At 54.6% G+C, this 19,807-nt stretch carries 18 protein-coding genes; 1 reads left to right on the forward strand and 17 read right to left on the reverse strand.

Translation table 11 applies throughout. The features are described 5' to 3' along the window. Positions 1 to 74: 74 nt before the first annotated feature. The 5 genes from BUB69_RS03455 to BUB69_RS03475 form a co-directional block, all read right to left on the reverse strand. Positions 75 to 1,511: an NAD(P)(+) transhydrogenase (Re/Si-specific) subunit beta gene (locus BUB69_RS03455; protein WP_073162384.1), complete on the reverse strand. Its 1,437-nt coding sequence runs from the start codon at positions 1,509 to 1,511 to the stop codon at positions 75 to 77. Beyond that, positions 1,511 to 1,831 (reverse strand): NAD(P) transhydrogenase subunit alpha part 2, encoded by a 321-nt coding sequence (locus BUB69_RS03460; protein WP_003220416.1) that lies wholly within the window; start codon positions 1,829 to 1,831, stop codon positions 1,511 to 1,513. Before BUB69_RS03460 ends, BUB69_RS03455 begins: the two co-directional genes overlap by 1 nt. A 15-nt stretch (positions 1,832 to 1,846) precedes the next feature. Continuing rightward, positions 1,847 to 2,968, reverse strand: coding sequence for a Re/Si-specific NAD(P)(+) transhydrogenase subunit alpha (locus tag BUB69_RS03465; protein WP_073162386.1), 1,122 nt, complete (start codon positions 2,966 to 2,968; stop codon positions 1,847 to 1,849). 685 nt (positions 2,969 to 3,653) lie between these two features. After that, positions 3,654 to 4,256 carry an NAD(P)H:quinone oxidoreductase gene (gene wrbA / locus BUB69_RS03470; protein ID WP_073162389.1) on the reverse strand — a complete coding sequence of 201 codons (603 nt, stop codon included), beginning with the start codon at positions 4,254 to 4,256 and terminating at the stop codon, positions 3,654 to 3,656. Between the two features lie 133 nt (positions 4,257 to 4,389). Beyond that, entirely contained in the window at positions 4,390 to 5,088 is a 699-nt protein-coding gene (locus BUB69_RS03475) for a pirin family protein (RefSeq protein ID WP_073162391.1), read from the reverse strand. 357 nt (positions 5,089 to 5,445) lie between these two features. Here BUB69_RS03475 and BUB69_RS03480 point away from each other — a divergent pair, with 357 nt between their 5' ends. Beyond that, positions 5,446 to 5,997 (forward strand): cytochrome b, encoded by a 552-nt coding sequence (locus tag BUB69_RS03480; RefSeq protein WP_073162393.1) that lies wholly within the window; start codon positions 5,446 to 5,448, stop codon positions 5,995 to 5,997. Between the two features lie 263 nt (positions 5,998 to 6,260). Here the strand turns inward: BUB69_RS03480 and BUB69_RS03485 are convergent, their stop codons facing one another. The 12 genes from BUB69_RS03485 to dapA form a co-directional block, all read right to left on the reverse strand. Then, positions 6,261 to 7,841, reverse strand: coding sequence for an aldehyde dehydrogenase (NADP(+)) (locus tag BUB69_RS03485; protein ID WP_073162395.1), 1,581 nt, complete (start codon positions 7,839 to 7,841; stop codon positions 6,261 to 6,263). 92 nt (positions 7,842 to 7,933) lie between these two features. After that, positions 7,934 to 9,688, reverse strand: a complete 1,755-nt coding sequence (locus BUB69_RS03490; RefSeq protein ID WP_073162398.1) for an FAD-dependent monooxygenase — start codon at positions 9,686 to 9,688, stop codon at positions 7,934 to 7,936. A 151-nt stretch (positions 9,689 to 9,839) separates the two neighbouring features. Beyond that, the gene (gene mhpT, locus BUB69_RS03495; RefSeq protein WP_073162400.1) at positions 9,840 to 11,099 is read right to left on the reverse strand and encodes a 3-(3-hydroxy-phenyl)propionate transporter MhpT; all 1,260 of its coding nucleotides are present in this window, start codon (positions 11,097 to 11,099) and stop codon (positions 9,840 to 9,842) included. 177 nt (positions 11,100 to 11,276) lie between these two features. Continuing rightward, positions 11,277 to 12,296, reverse strand: coding sequence for a 4-hydroxy-2-oxovalerate aldolase (gene dmpG, locus BUB69_RS03500; RefSeq protein ID WP_064595055.1), 1,020 nt, complete (start codon positions 12,294 to 12,296; stop codon positions 11,277 to 11,279). Between the two features lie 10 nt (positions 12,297 to 12,306). Continuing rightward, a complete protein-coding gene (locus BUB69_RS03505) occupies positions 12,307 to 13,242 on the reverse strand; it encodes an acetaldehyde dehydrogenase (acetylating) (RefSeq protein WP_073162403.1) in 936 nt (311 codons plus the stop codon). A 25-nt stretch (positions 13,243 to 13,267) separates the two neighbouring features. Next, positions 13,268 to 14,062: a 2-keto-4-pentenoate hydratase gene (gene mhpD / locus BUB69_RS03510; RefSeq protein ID WP_073162405.1), complete on the reverse strand. Its 795-nt coding sequence runs from the start codon at positions 14,060 to 14,062 to the stop codon at positions 13,268 to 13,270. A 113-nt stretch (positions 14,063 to 14,175) separates the two neighbouring features. After that, the gene (locus tag BUB69_RS03515) at positions 14,176 to 15,045 is read right to left on the reverse strand and encodes an alpha/beta fold hydrolase (RefSeq protein ID WP_017138687.1); all 870 of its coding nucleotides are present in this window, start codon (positions 15,043 to 15,045) and stop codon (positions 14,176 to 14,178) included. A gap of 72 nt (positions 15,046 to 15,117) precedes the next feature. Continuing rightward, entirely contained in the window at positions 15,118 to 16,065 is a 948-nt protein-coding gene (locus tag BUB69_RS03520) for a 3-carboxyethylcatechol 2,3-dioxygenase (protein ID WP_065896227.1), read from the reverse strand. A 271-nt stretch (positions 16,066 to 16,336) separates the two neighbouring features. After that, complete coding sequence (locus BUB69_RS03525) at positions 16,337 to 17,455, reverse strand: alcohol dehydrogenase catalytic domain-containing protein (protein WP_073162408.1); 1,119 nt, start codon at positions 17,453 to 17,455, stop codon at positions 16,337 to 16,339. Positions 17,456 to 17,520: 65 nt separating this feature from the next. Further along, positions 17,521 to 18,486: a VOC family protein gene (locus BUB69_RS03530; RefSeq protein WP_073162410.1), complete on the reverse strand. Its 966-nt coding sequence runs from the start codon at positions 18,484 to 18,486 to the stop codon at positions 17,521 to 17,523. A 56-nt stretch (positions 18,487 to 18,542) separates the two neighbouring features. Further along, a complete protein-coding gene (locus BUB69_RS03535; protein WP_017138683.1) occupies positions 18,543 to 18,860 on the reverse strand; it encodes an NIPSNAP family protein in 318 nt (105 codons plus the stop codon). 20 nt (positions 18,861 to 18,880) lie between these two features. Continuing rightward, positions 18,881 to 19,780: a 4-hydroxy-tetrahydrodipicolinate synthase gene (gene dapA, locus BUB69_RS03540; RefSeq protein WP_073162413.1), complete on the reverse strand. Its 900-nt coding sequence runs from the start codon at positions 19,778 to 19,780 to the stop codon at positions 18,881 to 18,883. Positions 19,781 to 19,807: the final 27 nt, after the last annotated feature.

A 19,807-nucleotide genomic window follows, 5' to 3' on the forward strand; every position in this document is an offset into this window, starting at 1 on the left:
TTAATTTTTTTCTGACGCCGCGCGCGTCTTCAGTGCACAGGCGTTAGGATGATGGCCATCCTTGGCCATTAGTTTCAATCGACTGCCTTAACCATATCTTCGATGACCTTCTTGGCATCACCGAAGACCATCATGGTCTTGTCCAGGTAGAACAATTCGTTATCCAGACCGGCGTAGCCGCTGGCCATCGAACGCTTGTTGACGATGATCGTCTTGGCCTTGAAGGCTTCGAGAATCGGCATGCCGGCTATCGGTGAGTTCGGGTCGTTCTTGGCGGCCGGGTTGACCACATCGTTCGCGCCCAGCACCAGCACCACGTCGGCTTGGCCGAACTCGGAGTTGATGTCTTCCATCTCGAACACTTGGTCGTAAGGCACTTCGGCCTCGGCGAGGAGGACGTTCATGTGGCCAGGCATACGGCCCGCGACCGGATGGATGGCGTATTTCACCGTGACGCCGTGGTGAGTCAGCTTCTCGGTCAGTTCCTTGAGCGCGTGTTGCGCCCGCGCCACCGCCAGGCCGTAGCCGGGGACGATGATCACGGTATCGGCGTTCGTCATCAGGAAGGTAGCGTCGTCAGCCGAGCCGGATTTGACCGGGCGTGCTTCTTTGGAGCCAGCCGCTGCACCGGCATCCGGCGCATTGCCGAAACCGCCCAGCAGTACATTAAAGAAGGAACGGTTCATCGCCTTGCACATGATGTACGACAGGATCGCGCCGCTGGAGCCTACCAGTGAGCCGGCAATGATCAGCATCGAGTTGTTCAGCGAGAAGCCGATGCCCGCCGCCGCCCAGCCGGAGTAGCTGTTGAGCATCGAGACGACCACGGGCATGTCCGCACCGCCGATCGGGATGATGATCAGCACGCCGAGCACGAAGGCCAGGGCCAGCAGCAGCGCGAAGGCGGTGAGGTTGCCGGTGAACATGAACGCAAGGCCCAGGCCCAGTGTTGCTAGACCAAGCACTAGGTTCAGCTTGTGCTGGCCGCCGAACTGTACCGGCGCGCCCTGGAACAGGCGGAACTTGTACTTGCCCGACAGTTTACCGAACGCAATCACCGAACCGGAGAAGGTGATGGCACCGATGGCTGCGCCGAGGAACAGCTCCAGGCGGTTGCCGGCAGGGATCGAGTCACCCAGGTGTTTGACGATGCCCAGGGATTGCGGCTCGACCACGGCGGCGATCGCAATGAACACCGCGGCCAGGCCGATCATGCTGTGCATGAACGCTACCAACTCCGGCATCTTGGTCATTTCTACGCGCTTGGCCATGATGGAGCCAGCGGTACCGCCGACCAGCAGGCCGACAATCACATAGCCAATGCCAGCGGTTGCCAGCTCGGCCCCCAACTTATAGATGAGGCCGACGGTGGTAAGGACGGCCAGCGCCATGCCGAGCATGCCGAACAGGTTGCCGCGCCGCGAAGTGGTTGGGTGCGACAGGCCCTTGAGCGCCTGGATGAAGCAGATCGACGCGATCAAGTAGAGCGTCGTGACGAGATTCATGCTCATTACTTAGGCGCCTCTTCTTTTGCTTTCGGGGCTTTCTTCTTGAACATCTCAAGCATCCTGCGGGTTACCAGGAAACCACCGAACACGTTGACCGCTGCAAGTGCCACGGCCAGGGTGCCCATGGTCTTGCCCAGTGGCGTGACGGTGAGGGCTGCGGCCAGCATGGCGCCGACGATCACGATCGCGGAAATGGCGTTGGTCACCGCCATCAACGGCGTGTGCAATGCTGGTGTCACGTTCCAGACCACGTGGTAACCGACATAAATCGCCAGCACGAAGATGATCAGGTTGTAGATACCGGGGGAGATAAGCTCTTCCATTGTCTGAATCCCTGCTTAGGCGTTTTTACGGATGACTTGGCCGTCGCGGCACATCAGGCACGCGGCGACGATGTCGTCTTCCAGGTTCACGTCGAACTGACCTTCCTTGGTGAAGACCAGCTTCAGGAAGTCCAGCAGGTTGCGTGCGTACAGCGCCGAAGCGTCAGCCGCGACTTCACCGGCCAGGTTGGTCGGGCCGCAAATGGTCACGCCATTCTCGATCACGACCTGATCGGCCACGGTCAGCGGACAGTTACCGCCCTGGGCTGCCGCGAGGTCGATGACCACCGAGCCAGGCTTCATCTGCGCAACGGTTTCGGCGCTCAGCAACGTCGGCGCCTTGCGGCCCGGGATCAACGCCGTGGTGATGACAATGTCGGCCTGTTTGGCGCGCTCGTGCACGGCTTGGGCCTGACGCTGCATCCAGCTCGCAGGCATGGGCCGGGCGTAACCGCCGACACCAACGGCGCACTCACGCTCCTCGTCGGTTTCGTAAGGCACGTCGACGAACTTGGCGCCGAGGGATTCGATTTGTTCCTTCACCGCCGGACGCACGTCCGAAGCCTCGATCACCGAACCCAGGCGCTTGGCCGTGGCAATCGCCTGCAGCCCGGCCACGCCGGCACCGAGTATCAGCACGCGCGCCGCTTTCACAGTACCCGCAGCGGTCATCAGCATCGGCATAAAGCGTGGGTAATGATGCGCAGCCAGCAACACGGCTTTATAGCCGGCGATGTTGGCCTGGGACGACAGCACGTCGAGGCTCTGGGCCCGTGAGGTGCGCGGCGCCGCTTCGAGGGCGAACGCGGTGATCCCGCACTCGGCCATTTTGGCGATGGTTTCGTTGTTGAACGGGTTGAGCATCCCCACCAGCACCGCGCCGCGCTTGATCAGCGTCAGTTCGGCGTCGCTGGGGGCGACCACTTTGAGAATCAGCTCGGCACCGAACGCATCGTTGGCACTGCCAATGGTTGCGCCTGCCGCTTCATAGGCACTGTCGACGACGCTGGCTTTTAGGCCTGCCCCGCTTTGTACAGTGACCTTATGGCCCTGGCCGATCAGCTTCTTGATGGTTTCCGGGGTGGCAGCCACCCGCGTTTCACCCGTCAGACTTTCGAGAGGAATACCGATTTTCACGTATATCTCCATACCAAGATAAGAACGCACCATGCGACTGGATGAGCAGCCACCGCGTAGATATCTTCTGGTTTAGGTGAACAGGACTAGAGAGGAAGCAGAGGCCTGGCTAGGCAAATATTTTCGAGGGCTTGCGGGGGCAGTTCGATCGACCTTTCGTGCGAAGTGCTGAGGTAATGCAACGCTGGCTCAGCGTTCCATAAAGCACAATACACAGTGGGGGACTTTACTAATGTCGTGAGTATGCAGCGAGCGTTGTGAGACGTCATCTGTAGACACCTTGTACGGCGCAGTTGGAGCGCTCTAGGTTCTCTCTGAAACGCATGAAAAGACGATCCACTCACAGGAGTTGTGTGGAGTGCTGAACCGAGTCCGTTGTCTCGCGAGTGAGACAATCTTTAGCTAAAGAGGATCAGAAACGGCACATCTCTCATACGATCTATTATTTTTATACGCCATGATGATGCACCACTAATATGCTAGCATGCAAGCACGCCATTAAGAAAAAATTGCGGCCGTCCGTCCTCCTCAGCTATCTGATCCAAGCCATTAGGGCGAAGGCATCCACCTCTATTTTGATCGCGTGTAAAGCCTGCGGTTGACTGAAGCTAGCAACCTGCGCCTACGAACACGCTTGAGCTTAAGGCGCATGCTGATTCAGCACGACTAGACTCCGATTGAATCCTTAAGCTTTAACAAGTTTCGAAGCAAGCTTGGCAACGTATTCGCCTTGATGACGAGCGATTTCCAGCTCGCGTGTATCAGGCTGGCGCGAGCCGTCGCCGCCGGCAATGGTAGAAGCACCGTAAGGAGTGCCGCCGCCAACTTGCGACACATCGAACAGCGCAGGCGTGCTGTAGCCCAAGGGAACGATGATCATGCCGTGGTGAGCCAGAGTCGTCCAAGTGGACGTGATAGTCATTTCCTGGCCACCACCGGTACCGGTGGAGGTGAAGACGCTGGCAATTTTGCCAACCAGAGCACCTTTGGCCCACAGACCGCCTGTCTGATCCAGGAAAGTGCGCATCTGTCCGGACATGTTGCCGAAACGGGTCGGGGTGCCGAAGATGATCGCATCATAGTCGCTCAACTCGGATGGACTAGCCACCTGAGCTTGCTGATCGACTTTCCCGTAAGCAGCTTTGAACGCTTCCGGATCCATGGTTTCCGGCACACGCTTGATAGTGACCTCAACGCCGGGCACTCCTCGCGCTCCTTCGGCGACTTGTTGGGCCATGGTCTCAATATGACCGTACATGGAGTGATATAGTACCAGTACCTTTGCCATTTTTACTTCCTCTTGGTTTGGAACGGGGGAATTACCGCCAACAGTCTTGGCGAATAAATTGCTGAGCCAACCCATGCTGGAACCTCTGTCATAGAACTGATCGTGTATGACCTGATTTCGACGGTGGCCCGTCTTATGCGACGTCCACCATCACGATTTCACTGAGTTCAAGCGCGTTGAACTCCAGCAAATTTTCATCTCTTACGGCCGCGCCATCACCCACCTTCAAGGTTTTACCATTCAACTTGATGCTGCCTTGGGCCACGACCAGATACGCTTTGCGATGGTGTTCGATTGCGTAATGGGTGCTCTGGCCTTCTTGCAGTGTCGCCGCCACAAGACGTGCATTACAGCGGATAGGCAACGCATCCTCATCCCCTTCCATTCCGCTGGCCAAGGTAACAAAACGCCCTGCGGAGGCACCGCTGGGAAACGGACGGGTACCCCAGGATGGCGGCATACCGGTTTGGTCTGGCTGGATCCAGATCTGGAAGGTCTTGGTAATACCCGGCTCGAGGTTGTATTCGCTATGGGCGATACCAGTGCCGGCGCTCATGACCTGGACGTCACCAGCAACCGTACGCCCCTTGTTACCCAGGTTGTCCTGATGAGTGATTGCCCCTTGGCTAACGTAGGTGATGATTTCCATGTCTTTGTGGGGATGAGAAGGAAAGCCTGAGTTGGGAGCAATTATGTTGTCGTTCCAGACAAGCAGGCGCCCCCAGTTCATACGATCCGGATCGTAGTAGTTCGCGAACGAAAAGTGATGTTTCGCGTTCAGCCAACCGTGATGATCGCTACCAAGTTGTTCAAATGGGCGCAGCTCAATCATGTCTGTTTTCCAAGTTAAGGCAGGAATTGCCAGACATCATCCATTCAACAACGCATCGAAAAAAGCGCAAATTACTGTCCAATGCGTACAGTATTTTAGATAGTTGATGGGATCAGCAGTTCACTACCCATGCCATGCTGCTAGGCAACAGCTGAGACAGGCAGCCATCGCGTTGCTGACAAGCTGTCTCTGCCAGACACTTGCCGTTAATCACGGACTAGCTCAGTCCCTGAGCCCATGACCCACGGGATCGAAATCTACTTTTTAGATCGATTTGAGCGAAAAATTTCGCTTTTCCAGGCAGGGTTTTATGAAGATAATTTCATCTACAAATATTAGGATTAAAGGTAAGTGGGTATGGCAAAACTTCCAGGCTATACAAGCACAGCTAAGTGGCTTCATTGGGGCATGGCGTTAATTTGGATTTTTGCTTGGTGCGTAGGGATTCTCGCAACCCAATGGCGCGATGAACTCAACGCACATCATGAGTTGACCTTCCTGCATAAAGCGGTAGCCAGTACGATTATCATCCTGGTTGTCGTGAGACTTGGTTGGCGTTTGGCTAACCCTGCCCCAGCATTACCAGAAACCATGAGTCCGCTGATGAAGCGTGGCGCCTTTATAGGCCACGTCCTGCTTTACGTGATTGCTCTGATTGGCCTGCCGCTGTCGGGTTGGTACTGGAGCTCAGTTGCCGGCAAACCAATTATGGTAGCCAGTCTTTTTGCGCTGCCAGCACTTGTTGCTCCGGACCAAGGCCTTTATGACTTGGCCAAAGCGATCCACACCTATACCGCTTGGTTTTGCGGAGCTTTGGTGGGTGGACATGTCCTCATCGCACTCAAGCATCACTTCATAGAACGAGACGACGTGCTCAAAGGCATGTTGCCCAACACGAGAAAAGCATAAAAGAGTGATCGCGTCCGCTAAAGATAGGCGGACGCAATTGCCCTTAATGCTGAAGTTCGGAAGTCTAATCCTGCGTAGCCATTTGCTAAGCAAGCACGCCTGCTCCAGCCTGGCGGTAACAAGGGGGGCCGACAGTCAAACGATACCGAGCAACCTGCTCGCATATCAGTTGATATCTGGCGAAATCACGCAAGGTGACTTGGCTAAAAACTTACGCCTCTGCGGCACGCCAAGGGTGTAGGCGTACCTATAGAGTCAAAGTCTTAGCTTGTGGCAGATGACCACACGCCATCGACCAAACGATTTATGCCCAAGGGATTCGCGTTTTTTAGCGCGTCGGGCAATAGAGCATCTGGATAATTCTGATAGCACACTGGTCTCAGGAATCGATCTATGGCGGCCGTCCCTACTGAGGTTCCCCGAGCATCTGATGTAGCAGGGAATGGCCCGCCATGTACCATCGCATCGCATACCTCGACTCCCGTAGGATAGCCGTTAACAAGAATACGCCCCACCTTCTCTTCGAGCATTGGCACCAACCACTCATGCTCTGAAAGGTCAGAACCTTCGGCGATCAGGGTGGCTGTTAGTTGCCCCCGAATCGCTTTTAAGACAGATCGGAGTTCATGAGTATTTGCGGCTTCCACCAATATAGTGGTCGGCCCAAATACCTCTTCCTGAAGTAAGGAGTCGTCGTCTATCAACAGCGTCACATCGGCCTTGAAAAGTTGGGCTTCAGCCACACCGCCGGTTTGAGGTCTACCAGCAAGATGCGTGACTCCTGAGTGGGCGTGCAGCTTATGGACGCCTTGGCTATAGCTGCTTAATCCTCCAGCGTTAAGCATGGTCTGGGCGGGAGCTTGGCTAAGCCGATGTACTAAATACTCAATGAAGCGCGAGAACTCTGGCGATTTCAAACCGATAACCAAACCAGGATTAGTGCAGAACTGCCCTGCCCCCAGCGTCACTGAATCACCAAGCTCATTGGCGATTGCTGCGCCACGGACCTTAAGTGCCTCAGGAAGTACGAACACAGGGTTGATGCTGGACATCTCGGCGAACACCGGAATAGGCTGGGCACGTTCAGAGGCAATCTTGCAGAGTGCGGTACCACCTGACAGTGAGCCGGTAAATCCCACTGCTTGAACAGCCGGGTGCTTAACCAGGGCTTCTCCGACCCTTGAGCCGAAAATCATATTGAAAACGCCCAGGGGCATTCCCGTGCGCTTTGCAGCACGGTCGATCGCGCAACCCACAAGATCGGCGGTGGCCATATGTCCACTGTGAGCTTTTACGATTACCGGGCAACCTGCTGCTAATGCCGCGGCCGTATCTCCACCGGCTGTTGAAAATGCCAGCGGAAAGTTACTTGCTCCAAATACCGCAACGGGCCCGACCCCAATTCGGTATTGCCGAAGGTCAACTCGAGGGGCGGGCTTACGTTCTGGCAAGGCGTGATCGATACGAGCGCCGAGGTAGTCGCCTCTACCTAAAAGCTTCGCGAACATCCGCATTTGATTGCTCGTACGGGCTCGCTCGCCGTGGATTCGCGCTGCTGGCAATGCTGTTTCCCGGCTCACGAGGGAGATGAAGTCGTCGCCCAGCAAATCGAGCTCTTGTGCGATTGCTTCCAAAAACTCGGCCCTTCGAGATGGCAACAGGTTTCGAAAAATCGGAAAGGCGTCCTGTGCTGCACGTGCCGCTTCGTCCACCTCTTCAGGTGTTGCCTGGAAGAAAACGCAATCCAATTCCTGGCCGGTAGCGGCGTCGATACTGCGTAATGAAGCAGGGCCTTTACCACTCCGAGTTCCTGCGATGAAATTCTTACCAAGGATATGCTGCATACAATCGATTCCCTCACTGTCTCTAGCGATAGCTCTTAAGCATTAGGTCTGCGAAAAGCCGATAAAGGGGGCGCATCACACCCCCTTCAAAATCAGACTGTACCCAGGACTTTCGCCAAAGCATCCTGAAGTTGGGTAATCGCGTCCTCAACGCTCCAAACTGCCTCCGATTGGCGCCATGCAATGTAGCCATCAGGGCGGACAAGGATCGCTCCAGCCTCGTTGATCTCACGTATGCGCTGCCAATCGAAATAGGCGTCAGCAGTACCCTTTTCACCTGTCACGACTGTGCGTAGATAGGGAAGATTGAGTTCCTTCACCGCGCAGACCCAGGCCTGGCCTGAAAGACCGGTGACCAGAGAGAATTTGCCCTTACCTGTGACATCGAGCGTTGACGTTCTCAGTCCGTTTTTGTCGACGAGCCAAGCATGGGGAATCTTCGCACCAGGTCGGGTAGTCGCCTGTAGGAAGAGTTGCTTATCTTGAGCCCAAACCTCCTCGCCCGCGGCCTCGTCAACAACAACTGCATTGGACTCATAGCGCTGATTGAGCTCTACGCCCTGAGCGTTGAACTCGAAATCCTTGAGCTCGAGAGCCTTCTGAAGAAGCTCGCGTGTTTTCGCGCCTTCTGCAGTCGGTTCGCGCATACGCTTCAGCAACTTTTCGACTGTGTCCACACCTTGGTTCATTTTGAAGCATTCTTTGAAAGGCCCGTAATCCACTCGTGATTGGTTGGCCCGCGTTACGATTTGTTTTCCTACGGGCTGACGCTCGAGGGAGTAGGAATCCAACAGGGATTGGTTCGCATAGCCCTTGATAACGTAAGCCAGCTTCCAAGCAAGATTGAAGCCGTCCTGTACCGAAGTATTCGAACCCAAGCCGCTTGATGGCGGATGACGATGCACGGCATCACCGCCGCAATGCACCCGCCCGTTGGAGTAGTAAGAGGCGTATGCCTGATTAACGTACCAGGTACTGTTCCTAACTATCTCTACTTCGAGTTCAGGATCGCCCACAAGAGTACGAATACGCTGCAAAACATGTTCTGGTGAGAAATCAGGTTCGCCTTTCGCCATGTCGAAGCCCCAACCGGCGATCCACTGATTCCAAGGCTTGACCGCGCGAAGCAGGCCCATGCCAATCTCACCAAAGCCAGCAACAGGATTCGCAATCCACTGCAGCACACTCGGGCGGTGGGCAACGTAGCGGCTTAGATCAGCGTTAAAAACGACATAGGCAGTACCTGCCCGAGCCATTTCCCCTTCGATCGGCAGGCCAATTTGCTCGACTATCTTCGAGCGCGCACCATCTGCCCCAACCAGGTAACGTACACGCATCGTGTACTCGCGCTCTGTGAGCAGGTCTTTGAGGGTGACAGTAACGCCGTCCGCATCCTGGACGTGATTGAGGTACTCGGTGTTAAACGAGAATTGCGCGCCACGCTCAGCAGCGTGCTGAACCAAAATAGGCTCCATGAGCGGCTGGACGATATCAGCCATTGGGCATGGGCTGCCTTTGATGTAATCGCCTTTGCGTGCATCACCTGACCCCCAGGATCTCATCCGGGCGATTTCCTCACCAGCCAAACTGGTGGTGATCAGAGCATCTCCCATTTGCTCCCAAGGCGTTGCGTGTTTCTTCACTACATCTTCAACACCCAGGTCACGGAAGACCTCCATGGCGCGCTGATTTGTAATGTGCGCACGAGGGGAGTTGGCAAGGTAATTGAACATGGTGACAACTCGTACTCTGACTCCATATGTGGCGAGAGCGAGTGCCGTGGTAGCGCCGGCAGGCCCTGTACCCACAACCAAAACGTCAGTATCGAAGTGCTGGGAATTGTTCATTATTGTTGTCTCCATTACGACAGGCTTGTAGTTATTGTCTGATAGAGCATCTGGCCCATCCTAGAATCAGCTTCAGGATGGGCCGCGATCACTCTGCACCCTGATAACTAGAATGCTAGCATGCTAGTTATCAGCGGTAAATCAGATTTAACTAGCCGGGCATCTGAGTTTTTAGTGAGTGAATAGGTTCTGCGTTCGGGCCCTGCGTCGCCAGTGCCGTACGATTTTTCACCGCCGACAGATAGCAAAGGGATACGGCCGCCACCACTATCCCTGGCGCACAGGAGAGCATCACTCCAGCAGTGCCAGTGCCAAGTGCAAGCATTTTACCAGCGACCAACGGGCCGCTCATTGCGCCTAGCCTGCCGATTGCCACGGCGGTGCCAACTCCGGTAGCCCTGCCCCGCGCGGGATAGAATAAGGGTGCCAGGGCATACAACACACTTTGGCCCCCCGTGGTAAAAATACCCGCAAGAAAACCAGCAACGAGCATTCCGAGCAATGTAGTCGATACGTACAGACCCATTAGCGCTACGAGAATGCCTATGTAGATAATGATTGACATTACCCAGGTCGGCACCCTATCCATCAGCACCCCGAGCATCAGCGTGCCGATTGTGGCCCCAAGCTGCATCGTGAGGACAACCCAACTCGCATTTTTGCCCGAAAAACCCTGAGCGACCAAAAGGCTCGGCAGCCAGTTGATCAAGATGTAAGTCACCATCAACGTAAAGAAGAAGCTCGCCCACAGCAGTAGCGTAGGCTTAGCATTGCCTTCTGCAAACAGTAGCGTCGAGACCGGTAACGTGTCCGGCATCGCTCCAGAAAAAGCTTTCGATTCAGGAAGGAAAACGCCTAGTAAGGGCACGATCAGCAGAGGAACGATACCGCCGACATAGAAGACCAATTGCCACCCCAGGCCGAAATCGTTAACGCCAATTAGCGCGGCTCCGGCTGCACCCAAAGGTACGCCGCAATACATCATGCTTACTGCAGTGCCACGAAACTTGGGGCCCGCGACCTCTGAGGTCAATGCGATGAGGTTGGGCAGAGAAGCCCCTAGACCCGCACCGGTGAGGAACCGCGCCGCAATGAGCGAGTTGTAGTCCCACGCCTGCGCTGTCACCAGAGAAAAAACGCCAAATAGGGCAACAGAGGCCATGAGCACATACTTGCGCCCATAACGATCAGCTAACCTTCCACCCAGAAAAGCACCTGGCAGCATTCCCAGCACACCCGCACTGAAAACCCAGCCCATATGGAGTTTGTCTATACCGAATGCAGACATCATTCCCTGGGCTGCAATCCCCGGAGCCTGAAGATCCAAACCCTCCATCAGAGCTACCATGAAGCACAGTGTGATAGTGATAACGAGCCCGCCACGGGCTGTGTTATTCGGTAGATTAGACATCACCTGCTCCCCGGTGTGGCGTCGCCAGTACAGCTGTTTTTACGAGGCAGAGATGCGGTCGGAATGAAACACGTTGACGGTCTTTATCAACAATGAATGGTTGGCAGGCGTTCATATCAGTAACCCAATTGTTATTGTTGTCATTGAGCAAAAGGCCGCTTTGAAAGCGGCCAATTCTTAACGTTTCAAGAGATCCAGAGCGACATCGACAATCATGTCTTCTTGACCACCGACCATACGGCGCTTGCCAAGCTCGACGAGGATGTCGATGGTCTTCAAACCATACTTTGCAGCTGCCACCTCGGCGTGTCGCAGGAAGCTGGAATAGACTCCGGCGTAGCCCAGAGCCAAGGTCTCACGATCTACACGTACTGGTCGGTCTTGTAGAGGGCGGACGATATCGTCTGCAGCATCCATCAAGGTGTAAAGATCAGTGCCATGGTTCCAGCCCAATCGCTCAGCTGCCGCGATAAAAACTTCTAACGGCGCGTTGCCTGCGCCTGCACCCATACCAGCAAGACTGGCGTCGACTCGGTCACACCCCTCTTCGACTGCGGTAATGGAGTTAGCTACGCCCAGTGAGAGGTTATGGTGAGCATGCATCCCGGTGTGAGTCTCAGGTTTGAGCACTGCTTTGAAAGCACGGAACCGGTCGCGGATATCCTGCATATTCATGGCACCGCCGGAATCAGCCATGTAAACGCATGTCGCACCGTAGCTTTCCATCAGCTTTGCCTGCTCGGCCAATTTTTCCGGCTCGATCATGTGGCTCATCATAAGGAACCCAACGGTATCCATCCCTAGCTCACGCGCAAACTCGATATGCTGCTTGGATACATCCGCTTCGGTGCAATGGGTGGCCACGCGAACGACACGAGCGCCAGCGTTGTAGGCTGCTTTGAGATCATGGACAGTCCCGATGCCTGGTAGTAACAGGGTCGCGATCTTCGCGTGGGTGATGACGTCAGCTGCAGCCTCGATCCACTCAAGATCGGTGTGCGCCGCAAAACCATAGTTAAAGCTTGAGCCCTGAAGACCATCACCGTGCGCCACCTCGATGGAGTCGACCTTGGCTTTATCCAGCGCCCGGGCAATGTCCTGAACATTCTGGATGCTGTACTGATGACGAATCGCATGACTGCCGTCGCGCAGAGTAACGTCAGATATATAGAGTTTTTTATTCAGATCGATGCTCATTGAATATTCCTCAGACGCTCGTCATTGAATGGGCCATGCGCTCTGCAGTTGCCAACGCGGCGGATGTCATGATGTCGAGGTTGCCCGCGTAGGACGGCAGGTAATGCGCAGCGCCTTCGACTTCCAGAAAAATGGAAATCTTGAGGCCGTGAAATTTTCCTAGCCCAGGAATGTTCAACGGCGCCTGTTCCGAAATCTCATCGAACTGAACCTTCTGCTTCAAGCAATAGCCGGGAACGTATGCTTGTACCGCAGCGACCATCTCCTCAACCGACGCTTCGATCTGGGCTTTATCCGCGGCTTCCGAGAGAACGAACACTGTATCTCGCATCATCAAAGGCGGCTCTGCCGGATTCATTACGATGATGGCCTTGCCGCGAGCGGCCCCACCGACAGCCTCGATAGCCTGAGAGGTGGTTTCAGTGAACTCATCAATGTTCGCACGCGTACCCGGCCCAGCGGACTTGCTAGCGATAGATGCGACGATCTCGGCGTAGTGAACCTTTGCCACTCGCGATACCGCCGCCACCATCGGGATGGTCGCCTGACCGCCGCATGTCACCATGTTGACGTTGAGCGCATTGAGGTTCTGTTCAAGGTTCACTACGGGAATGCAATAGGGCCCGATGGCGGCAGGCGTCAGGTCGATCAAACGGATACCTGGCTTGATGCTACGCAGGAAAGCATCGTTCTTCACGTGAGCACCGGCACTCGTCGCATCAAAGACAAAGTCGATCTCGGGAAATATCGGAAGCTTAGTCAGGCCCTCTACGCCCTCGTGCGTAATGGCGACGCCTAGACGTGCCGCTCGAGCGAGGCCGTCAGAATTAGGGTCGATACCTACCATAGCGCCCATTTCCAGGTACTTCGCATTACGCATGATCTTAATCATCAGATCCGTGCCGATGTTGCCGGAGCCGACAATGGCTACTTTGAGCTTTTTCATGTTTTTTGCTCTCTCAGGTGCGCAATCAACAAGCGCTGAATTCCACCGCGACTTTTCCGATGCCGCTAATCGTTGCTTCAAACCGATCACCGGCAGCCACTTGCACCATCGGCCCTAGGGCACCCGTAAGAATGATGTCACCTGCTTTCAAAGGCTCACCAAGTCGAGCCATAGTGCGAGCTAGCCATACCGCAGCATTCAAAGGATGTCCGAGACATTGCGCGCCGCTACCTACTGAAACTGACTCACCATTTCTAGTCATTTCCATTTCTGCTTCACGCAAATCCAAACCGTCTAATCGCCGTGCTGGGCCGCCCAATACGAAACATCCACTTGAAGCGTTGTCAGCCACCGTGTCGACAAAGCGGATATTCCAGCCTTGAATACGACTACCTACAATTTCGAGCGCAGGAAGCACCCACCCGGTAGCGGCCAGGACATCCGCAAATGTGGTATCCACTCGAGGCAGGTCAGACTCCAAAACCAGAGCGATCTCAGCTTCAATTTTTGGTTGCAGTAGGCTTGCGTAGGGAACGACTTCGTTATCGCCATAACACATGTCGGCGAACAACGTGCCAAAGTCGGGTTGATCGACCCCTAGCTGGGCCTGAACCTGTTTATTTGTTAAGCCGATCTTGCGACCGATGACCCGCCGACCAGCTGCAATGGCGTGGGCCACGTTCAATCGCTGAATGGCGTACGCCGCTTCCCGGTTATCAAGACCAATCTGATCACGTAGAGGCTCAATTGCCTCACCACTGCTTTCAGCCTGGCGCAAAGCTCCCGCTAATTGCTCTAGAGTCTGCTGGGTCACATTCATAAGACACCTCGTAATTGCGCGCTGTACGAATCACCCGATGCTGTGCGTGTGGGACATCGGGGTGTTGGGTGTCGGGACTGAAGGAACCATAGTCACCGACACCAGGTAAGCGATTAATGGGTGAGGAAGTCCAAAACCATGCGGTTGAACTTGTCAGCATGCTCCCACTGCGCCCAGTGCCCGCAGTTGTTGAAAACGTGCAATTCGGAGTTCGAAATACCAGCAATCAAGCGCAGTCCGGTATCCATCGGAACGAAGCGATCGTTACGCCCCCAAATGACGAAGGTCTCGGCTTTGATTTCACCAAGGCGATGGCCGAAGTCTGGAAATTGCTTAGGGTTTGCGTCGATACTTTTGACAAAGTTGTCCAAGTGCTCGCGCTGGCTCAGCATATTATCCAGGCGGCCTTGGAATAGTTCGTCAGTCAGCGCACTGCTGTCGTAGACGAACACCTTCATCATTTTTTTGAGGTTCTCGATATTGGGCTCGCGGTAGACGCTCTGGATCAGCTTGATGCCCTCTGTGGGCATTGGCACAAAGGAACTCGCTCCACCAGTACCACCGCCCATCAAGACCAACTTGCCCACCCGCTCAGGGTTGTCCAACGCAAAAGCGACTGCTGTGTGGCCACCCATCGAATTGCCTACCAGGTGGACGCGGTCAAGCCCAAGTGCGTTGACAAACCCTTTAAGCGCAGCAGCATTAAGATGGGAGCGTGAGCCAGTGCAGACCACGGGATCGCTTTTGCTCCAGCCCGGACAGTCCATCAAAATGACGCGAAAACCTGCGTCTACAAACGTGTCGATGTTGCGATTGAAATTTGCCCAACCGCTGGCGCCAGGACCCGAGCCGTGGAGCATGATGATTGTTTCAGCCCCGTCACCAGCATCGTTATAGTGCAGTTGAAACTCATGTTCGCCTTCTTTGACGCGAACCAGTTTGCTGGTGTTTTCATTGGTGAAGGTTTGCTTGGCAGACGTCATCTCTTCTTCCTCATATGATCAGGAGATGGGCTCTTGCGATAAGACGCAGGAGAGGAAAAAACTCAAATTCGCTTAATCCGCGATTGGACGAGCGCTCAAAGCACCGAAGCCCGCAATCCACTCTGGGATCGGTCGGTAATAGCGGTTACTCGTTTGATAAGAGCCATAAGCCGTCATGGCGGCGAATGCAGCCACCCAGGCTTTGACCTCGTGAGTGGATTTGCCCGCTATGGCTGAGAGTTCGTCATCACCGATGCCATCAAGCTCATGCAAATCGCCGGCTTGAAGGGTGTCGAGAAAATAGCGATCCCATGTCGGGTTTAGCGGATGCAGGGAATTCTGATCATCGATAAAGAGCAGGGCCGCGTTGATAACCCGCTGCGTGCGCGCCTCCCGCTCATCTAGCGGCAGGTTCCTGCCTCCACCTAACAAACGCTCTCGTAAGTGCGAGTTTGCAGTTGCCAGCTCGGGTACCGGGGGCTGATGAGACAAACCGCCAGATCCCAGAAACAGAACACGCTTGTCGGTTTTGGCGGCATAAGCCCCCACTGCTTCACCGAACATTCGAACCCGCTGAAAACTCGGCATGGGGCGCGCAAGGCAATTGATGAAAATCGGAATCGTGGGATACCGATCTAACCCGCCTAGCAGAAAATCGAGTGGTTGGGCGAAACCGTGATCGACCTGCATGCGATAAGAAACTGCAGCATCTACTCCCGCAGCTAACACCGCAAAAGCGAGTTCCTCAGCTTCCCGAGCTGGCACTGAGATGACACCCGCAGCAGATCCAAAATCGCCGATGGCTTCTGCAGCAGTACCGATGCAAAAGGACGGCATGATGTCGTAAAAGAAACCGTTGTAATGGTCAGGAGCAAACAGAATTACAAGTTCAGGATCGAAAGCTTCGATCTGCTGACGGGCCGAATTAATCTCGGCATTAATTTCTGCCAGAACATCGGGGGAAGGGTCGACTAGGCCGACCAGAGGTGTGTGTGACAGACAGTGGAGGAAAACGCTCATAGCCATGCACCTTGTCATGCGCTAAAAAACCCGAAGGTTTTCGGCACACTAACGACGGCCCAAGTCGAATGCAGTGAAGGCTGCATCGATACCCTAAAAAGGGCGAGTAGCGCTCGTCGTCATGCGTACGCTTTTGTTGTTGGTTAAATCATCATGCCCTCTCGCATACTAGCATGCAAGCACAATATTCACCTGCGGCACAGCCATTTTCTCGTCCACGATTGTTCTGGAATCCCTGCGGCCGATGCCGAATCGGCCGCAGGGAGCGCACTTACGCTTGCGGGTTTATAACGAAATTAGTGAATCCACCATGTCGCCCGGCGATGGAATCCAGAGCTTCGTTGATGCGACTCAGCCCAAAACCAGTCGTCTCAAATACCGACAGATCGAGAACGCCTCGCTCCGCCATGTCAGCAAGATCCTGCCCCTGGCCAGCTGTGAACCAATTAGAACCCAGCCACTGAACCTGGGCTGCCATGAGCTTGAACAGATTCATCGGAACCAACTCAGACACACCACCCACATGCACTGCCTGAGCACCACGATGCAAGCAATCGATCGCATCAGTGACGGCGCTTGCGGGCGCTCCCGGCCCCAGGGTGTCGACAACAAGATCAACCCCCGCTCCATTGGTATTAGAAAAGGCCCACTCTGACAAGGAGTTGCCATCAGACGTGGAGAATGTTTCGATTCGCAGAGGGGCTAACTGGCGAACTTGCTCCAGAAGCGCCTTATCCCTGGCGACTGCGAAAATACGAGTGACACCAAGTGCTAGCGCCAATAGCACAGCACCCAAACCAAGAGTCCCGCTTGCACCGTTGACCAACACAGTCATTCCAGGACCCGCGTTACCACGCTTAAGAGCAGCGTATGCCGTTCCCAGATACCCGAACCGCGCAGCCTGATCGAACGTTACATTGTCCGGCAGCTTCACAAGGCTATATTGAGGAGCCGTCATAAACTGCGAGAAGCCACCGTAGGGGTAATGCTTCAAAAGATCATTCGCTTCCGGCGAAAAACCGAAATAGCCCGAGTAGCCGAAGCGCTCGCAGCTCAGGGGATCACCCTTGCGGCAGCAGCGGCACGTGCCACAGAACCGGGCCGGATTTACATAGACCCTGTCGCCCTCTTTAAAGTTGAAAACGCGCTTTCCGACCCCGACAACGGTACCGGCAGGGTCCAAACCGAAAATGGCAGGTAACTTCGGCAGCGGCAGATCTGGAAACCAGGTTGGATAGTTCTTGATCACGTTCCCAAGGTTGGGCACGACACCACAGGATTCTACTCGTACAAGCACTTCATCGCTGTCAGGAGTAGGAATGTCGATTTCGTCCACACTCATCGGGGAACCGATATCGTGAAGCCGAGCGGCACGCATTTTATTAGTCATTTGAATTCTCCATTTTGTTATTGGTAGCGGAGTTATTTTCTACTCATGCTGCACGCTGACACGGATCACTTTCGCGTCGCGTTGTACAACCCTTCAATTACGTTTACGTTGGCACGGGCGCCATCTTGAGCGGCGGCCATCCTGATACGTCTAGCCTCCTCCTGGCCTTCTGGAGGCAGCCAGTTACGATCATGACCCCAGAAACTGGGCCCATGGACAACCTCATAGGGCTCCCAGGTTTCGGGATCGATAACCAGCCCGCCCCAACCGCACTCCACCAGAAATCCGGATGGGCTCTTTGCATAGAACGAAACCACCTGATCGTTCGTATGTCTCCCCAAGGTCGTTGCAATTCGCCCTTCATCCACCAACGCCAAGTCATAAGCTTGTCCGACGTCATCAAGACTTAAGGTCTCAAACATGAGGTGGTGGATACCAACCTTGCCCGTTTCCAGAATTGCCAGACTATGGTGACGTTGGTTTAGATGCAGAAAGATCGCCTTGAACGGTCGCTCGAAATAGTCACTCAGATGAAAACCCAAAAGGTCACGGTAAAACGGCAAGATATCCTTGGCGCTTGGTACGGTGAGTACCACATGGCCAATGCCCATGTCCCCAGTCCGGAAACCTTGCATCGTACGTCCTGGAATGAAGGGCGTTCCTGCCTCAGCCAATCCGTGATAGACCTCAATGCGATTGCCAATGGGATCTGAAAAAACAATCAAGTCCCGAACCTGCCTTTGCTCACAAAGGGAGCGCGACCCGCGATTGACGCGTATCTGTGCCTGCTTCAAACGCATTGCGAATTGGTCCAGAGCCGCAGCGTCGGCAACCTCCCATCCCATGAAGCCAAGGCCGTTGCGGTTCGCTTCGTTGACTGTCAAACGTTGTTTACGGTCATCCATCCTGAAGGACATACCATCACTCACCGTTTCGGTAAGCTGAAGCCCAAGAAAGCGAGAGCCGTAATCCTTCCAACCAGAGGAGTCGGTAGTATCGACTCCCAAATAACCCAGAGCTTTAAGCATCATTTCTGCATTTCCTCTGTCGTCGCTGTTGCATTTACCGCTATAGCGAGTCGCCTCGTTTAGAAATGAGATGGGGAAAATGCAGTGGGTAGCAGGATTTTGCTTTCTTGCTTCTGCATCACGCTAATGGTCGATTTGGATGGATCCGTCCACTCTGGATCAGACCAGAGCGCCTTACGACGGGCTTCACGATCAGCGTAATTTTCGTACGCCCAGAGCTGAACGATTTGATTGAGTTCACCCGTGTCAGTCGTGTAGTAACCAACCAGATTACCTAGATGTTTTTTCTGAATCGGGAAGCGCTCTTTCTCAAAAAACGGCAACCATTCACGAAGTTTTCCAGGCAGAAGCGTGTAGGTCCGCATTTCTACGATCATTGGTTAGATCCTTATTGTAATTAGGTGATGTGATTAACTTTCACGATCCCGGCATCTCGCATCGCAGATGCGAGAACCGGCCTTGCCTTTTCAGAAAGAGGAACCAGCGGTAGTCGGCAGTGGGGCTTGATTAGCCCTAGCTCCCCCAAAGCCCATTTCGTCGGCGATGGACTGCTCTCAATAAACAGTGCTTGGTGAAGAGGCATCAGTTGCAAGTTCAGCGCCGACGCTGCTTTAGCCTCTCCTGCCAATGCGCGCTCACAGAGCTGAGCCATTAGACGGGGGGCAACGTTCGCAGTAACGCTTATCGTCCCCTCCCCTCCAAGCAGCATTAGCGCCGCAGCTGTAGGGTCATCACCTGAATACAAGCTAAAGCCGCTAGGTCTATAGCGAAGAATTTCAGAAGCCCTCTCGATACTGCCGGTAGCATCCTTGATACCAATAATGCTTGGCTCACATGCAAGCTTCAGGGTTAGCTCAAGCCCAATATCTACCCCGGTTCGCGCAGGGACGTTGTAGAGCACGATAGGAAGGTCTACCGCCTGAGCGACGGCTCGAAAATGTTGAAACATGCCTTCCTGCGTAGGACGAACGTAGTAAGGAGCTACATGTAGCGCAGCGTCCGCACCAATTTTCTTAGCGAGCGCCGTCAACTCAATAGCTTCGCTAGTTGAGTTCGCGCCTGCCCCTGCGATAACAGGTACGCGACTAGCCACCTGGCGAACCGCGAAGGCACATACGTCAATGTGCTCCTCGACGGAAAGCATGGCGGACTCGCCAGTAGTGCCCACGACGCAAAGGCCATGTGTTCCCTCGGCAATATGCCATTCAATAAGCCGCGCGAGGGAGTCATAGTCGACGCCTCCGTCCTCGAGCATGGGTGTCACAACAGCGACGATACTGCCAACTGGGCTAACCATCACATACCTCTTCAGAAGCGACTGGCA

Source organism: Pseudomonas asturiensis (assembly GCF_900143095.1).
Classification (GTDB): Bacteria; Pseudomonadota; Gammaproteobacteria; order Pseudomonadales; family Pseudomonadaceae; genus Aquipseudomonas; species Aquipseudomonas asturiensis.

Coding starts and splice junctions, on each gene's coding strand:
- BUB69_RS03455 (WP_073162384.1), bottom strand. CDS start 1,511: ATGAGCATGAATCTCGTCACGACGCTCTACTTGATCGCGTCGATCTGC.
- BUB69_RS03460 (WP_003220416.1), bottom strand. CDS start 1,831: ATGGAAGAGCTTATCTCCCCCGGTATCTACAACCTGATCATCTTCGTG.
- wrbA (WP_073162389.1), bottom strand. CDS start 4,256: ATGGCAAAGGTACTGGTACTATATCACTCCATGTACGGTCATATTGAG.
- BUB69_RS03475 (WP_073162391.1), bottom strand. CDS start 5,088: ATGATTGAGCTGCGCCCATTTGAACAACTTGGTAGCGATCATCACGGT.
- BUB69_RS03480 (WP_073162393.1), top strand. CDS start 5,446: ATGGCAAAACTTCCAGGCTATACAAGCACAGCTAAGTGGCTTCATTGG.
- BUB69_RS03485 (WP_073162395.1), bottom strand. CDS start 7,841: ATGCAGCATATCCTTGGTAAGAATTTCATCGCAGGAACTCGGAGTGGT.
- BUB69_RS03490 (WP_073162398.1), bottom strand. CDS start 9,688: ATGAACAATTCCCAGCACTTCGATACTGACGTTTTGGTTGTGGGTACA.
- mhpT (WP_073162400.1), bottom strand. CDS start 11,099: ATGTCTAATCTACCGAATAACACAGCCCGTGGCGGGCTCGTTATCACT.
- dmpG (WP_064595055.1), bottom strand. CDS start 12,296: ATGAGCATCGATCTGAATAAAAAACTCTATATATCTGACGTTACTCTG.
- BUB69_RS03505 (WP_073162403.1), bottom strand. CDS start 13,242: ATGAAAAAGCTCAAAGTAGCCATTGTCGGCTCCGGCAACATCGGCACG.
- mhpD (WP_073162405.1), bottom strand. CDS start 14,062: ATGAATGTGACCCAGCAGACTCTAGAGCAATTAGCGGGAGCTTTGCGC.
- BUB69_RS03515 (WP_017138687.1), bottom strand. CDS start 15,045: ATGACGTCTGCCAAGCAAACCTTCACCAATGAAAACACCAGCAAACTG.
- BUB69_RS03520 (WP_065896227.1), bottom strand. CDS start 16,065: ATGAGCGTTTTCCTCCACTGTCTGTCACACACACCTCTGGTCGGCCTA.
- BUB69_RS03525 (WP_073162408.1), bottom strand. CDS start 17,455: ATGACTAATAAAATGCGTGCCGCTCGGCTTCACGATATCGGTTCCCCG.
- BUB69_RS03530 (WP_073162410.1), bottom strand. CDS start 18,486: ATGATGCTTAAAGCTCTGGGTTATTTGGGAGTCGATACTACCGACTCC.
- BUB69_RS03535 (WP_017138683.1), bottom strand. CDS start 18,860: ATGATCGTAGAAATGCGGACCTACACGCTTCTGCCTGGAAAACTTCGT.
- dapA (WP_073162413.1), bottom strand. CDS start 19,780: ATGGTTAGCCCAGTTGGCAGTATCGTCGCTGTTGTGACACCCATGCTC.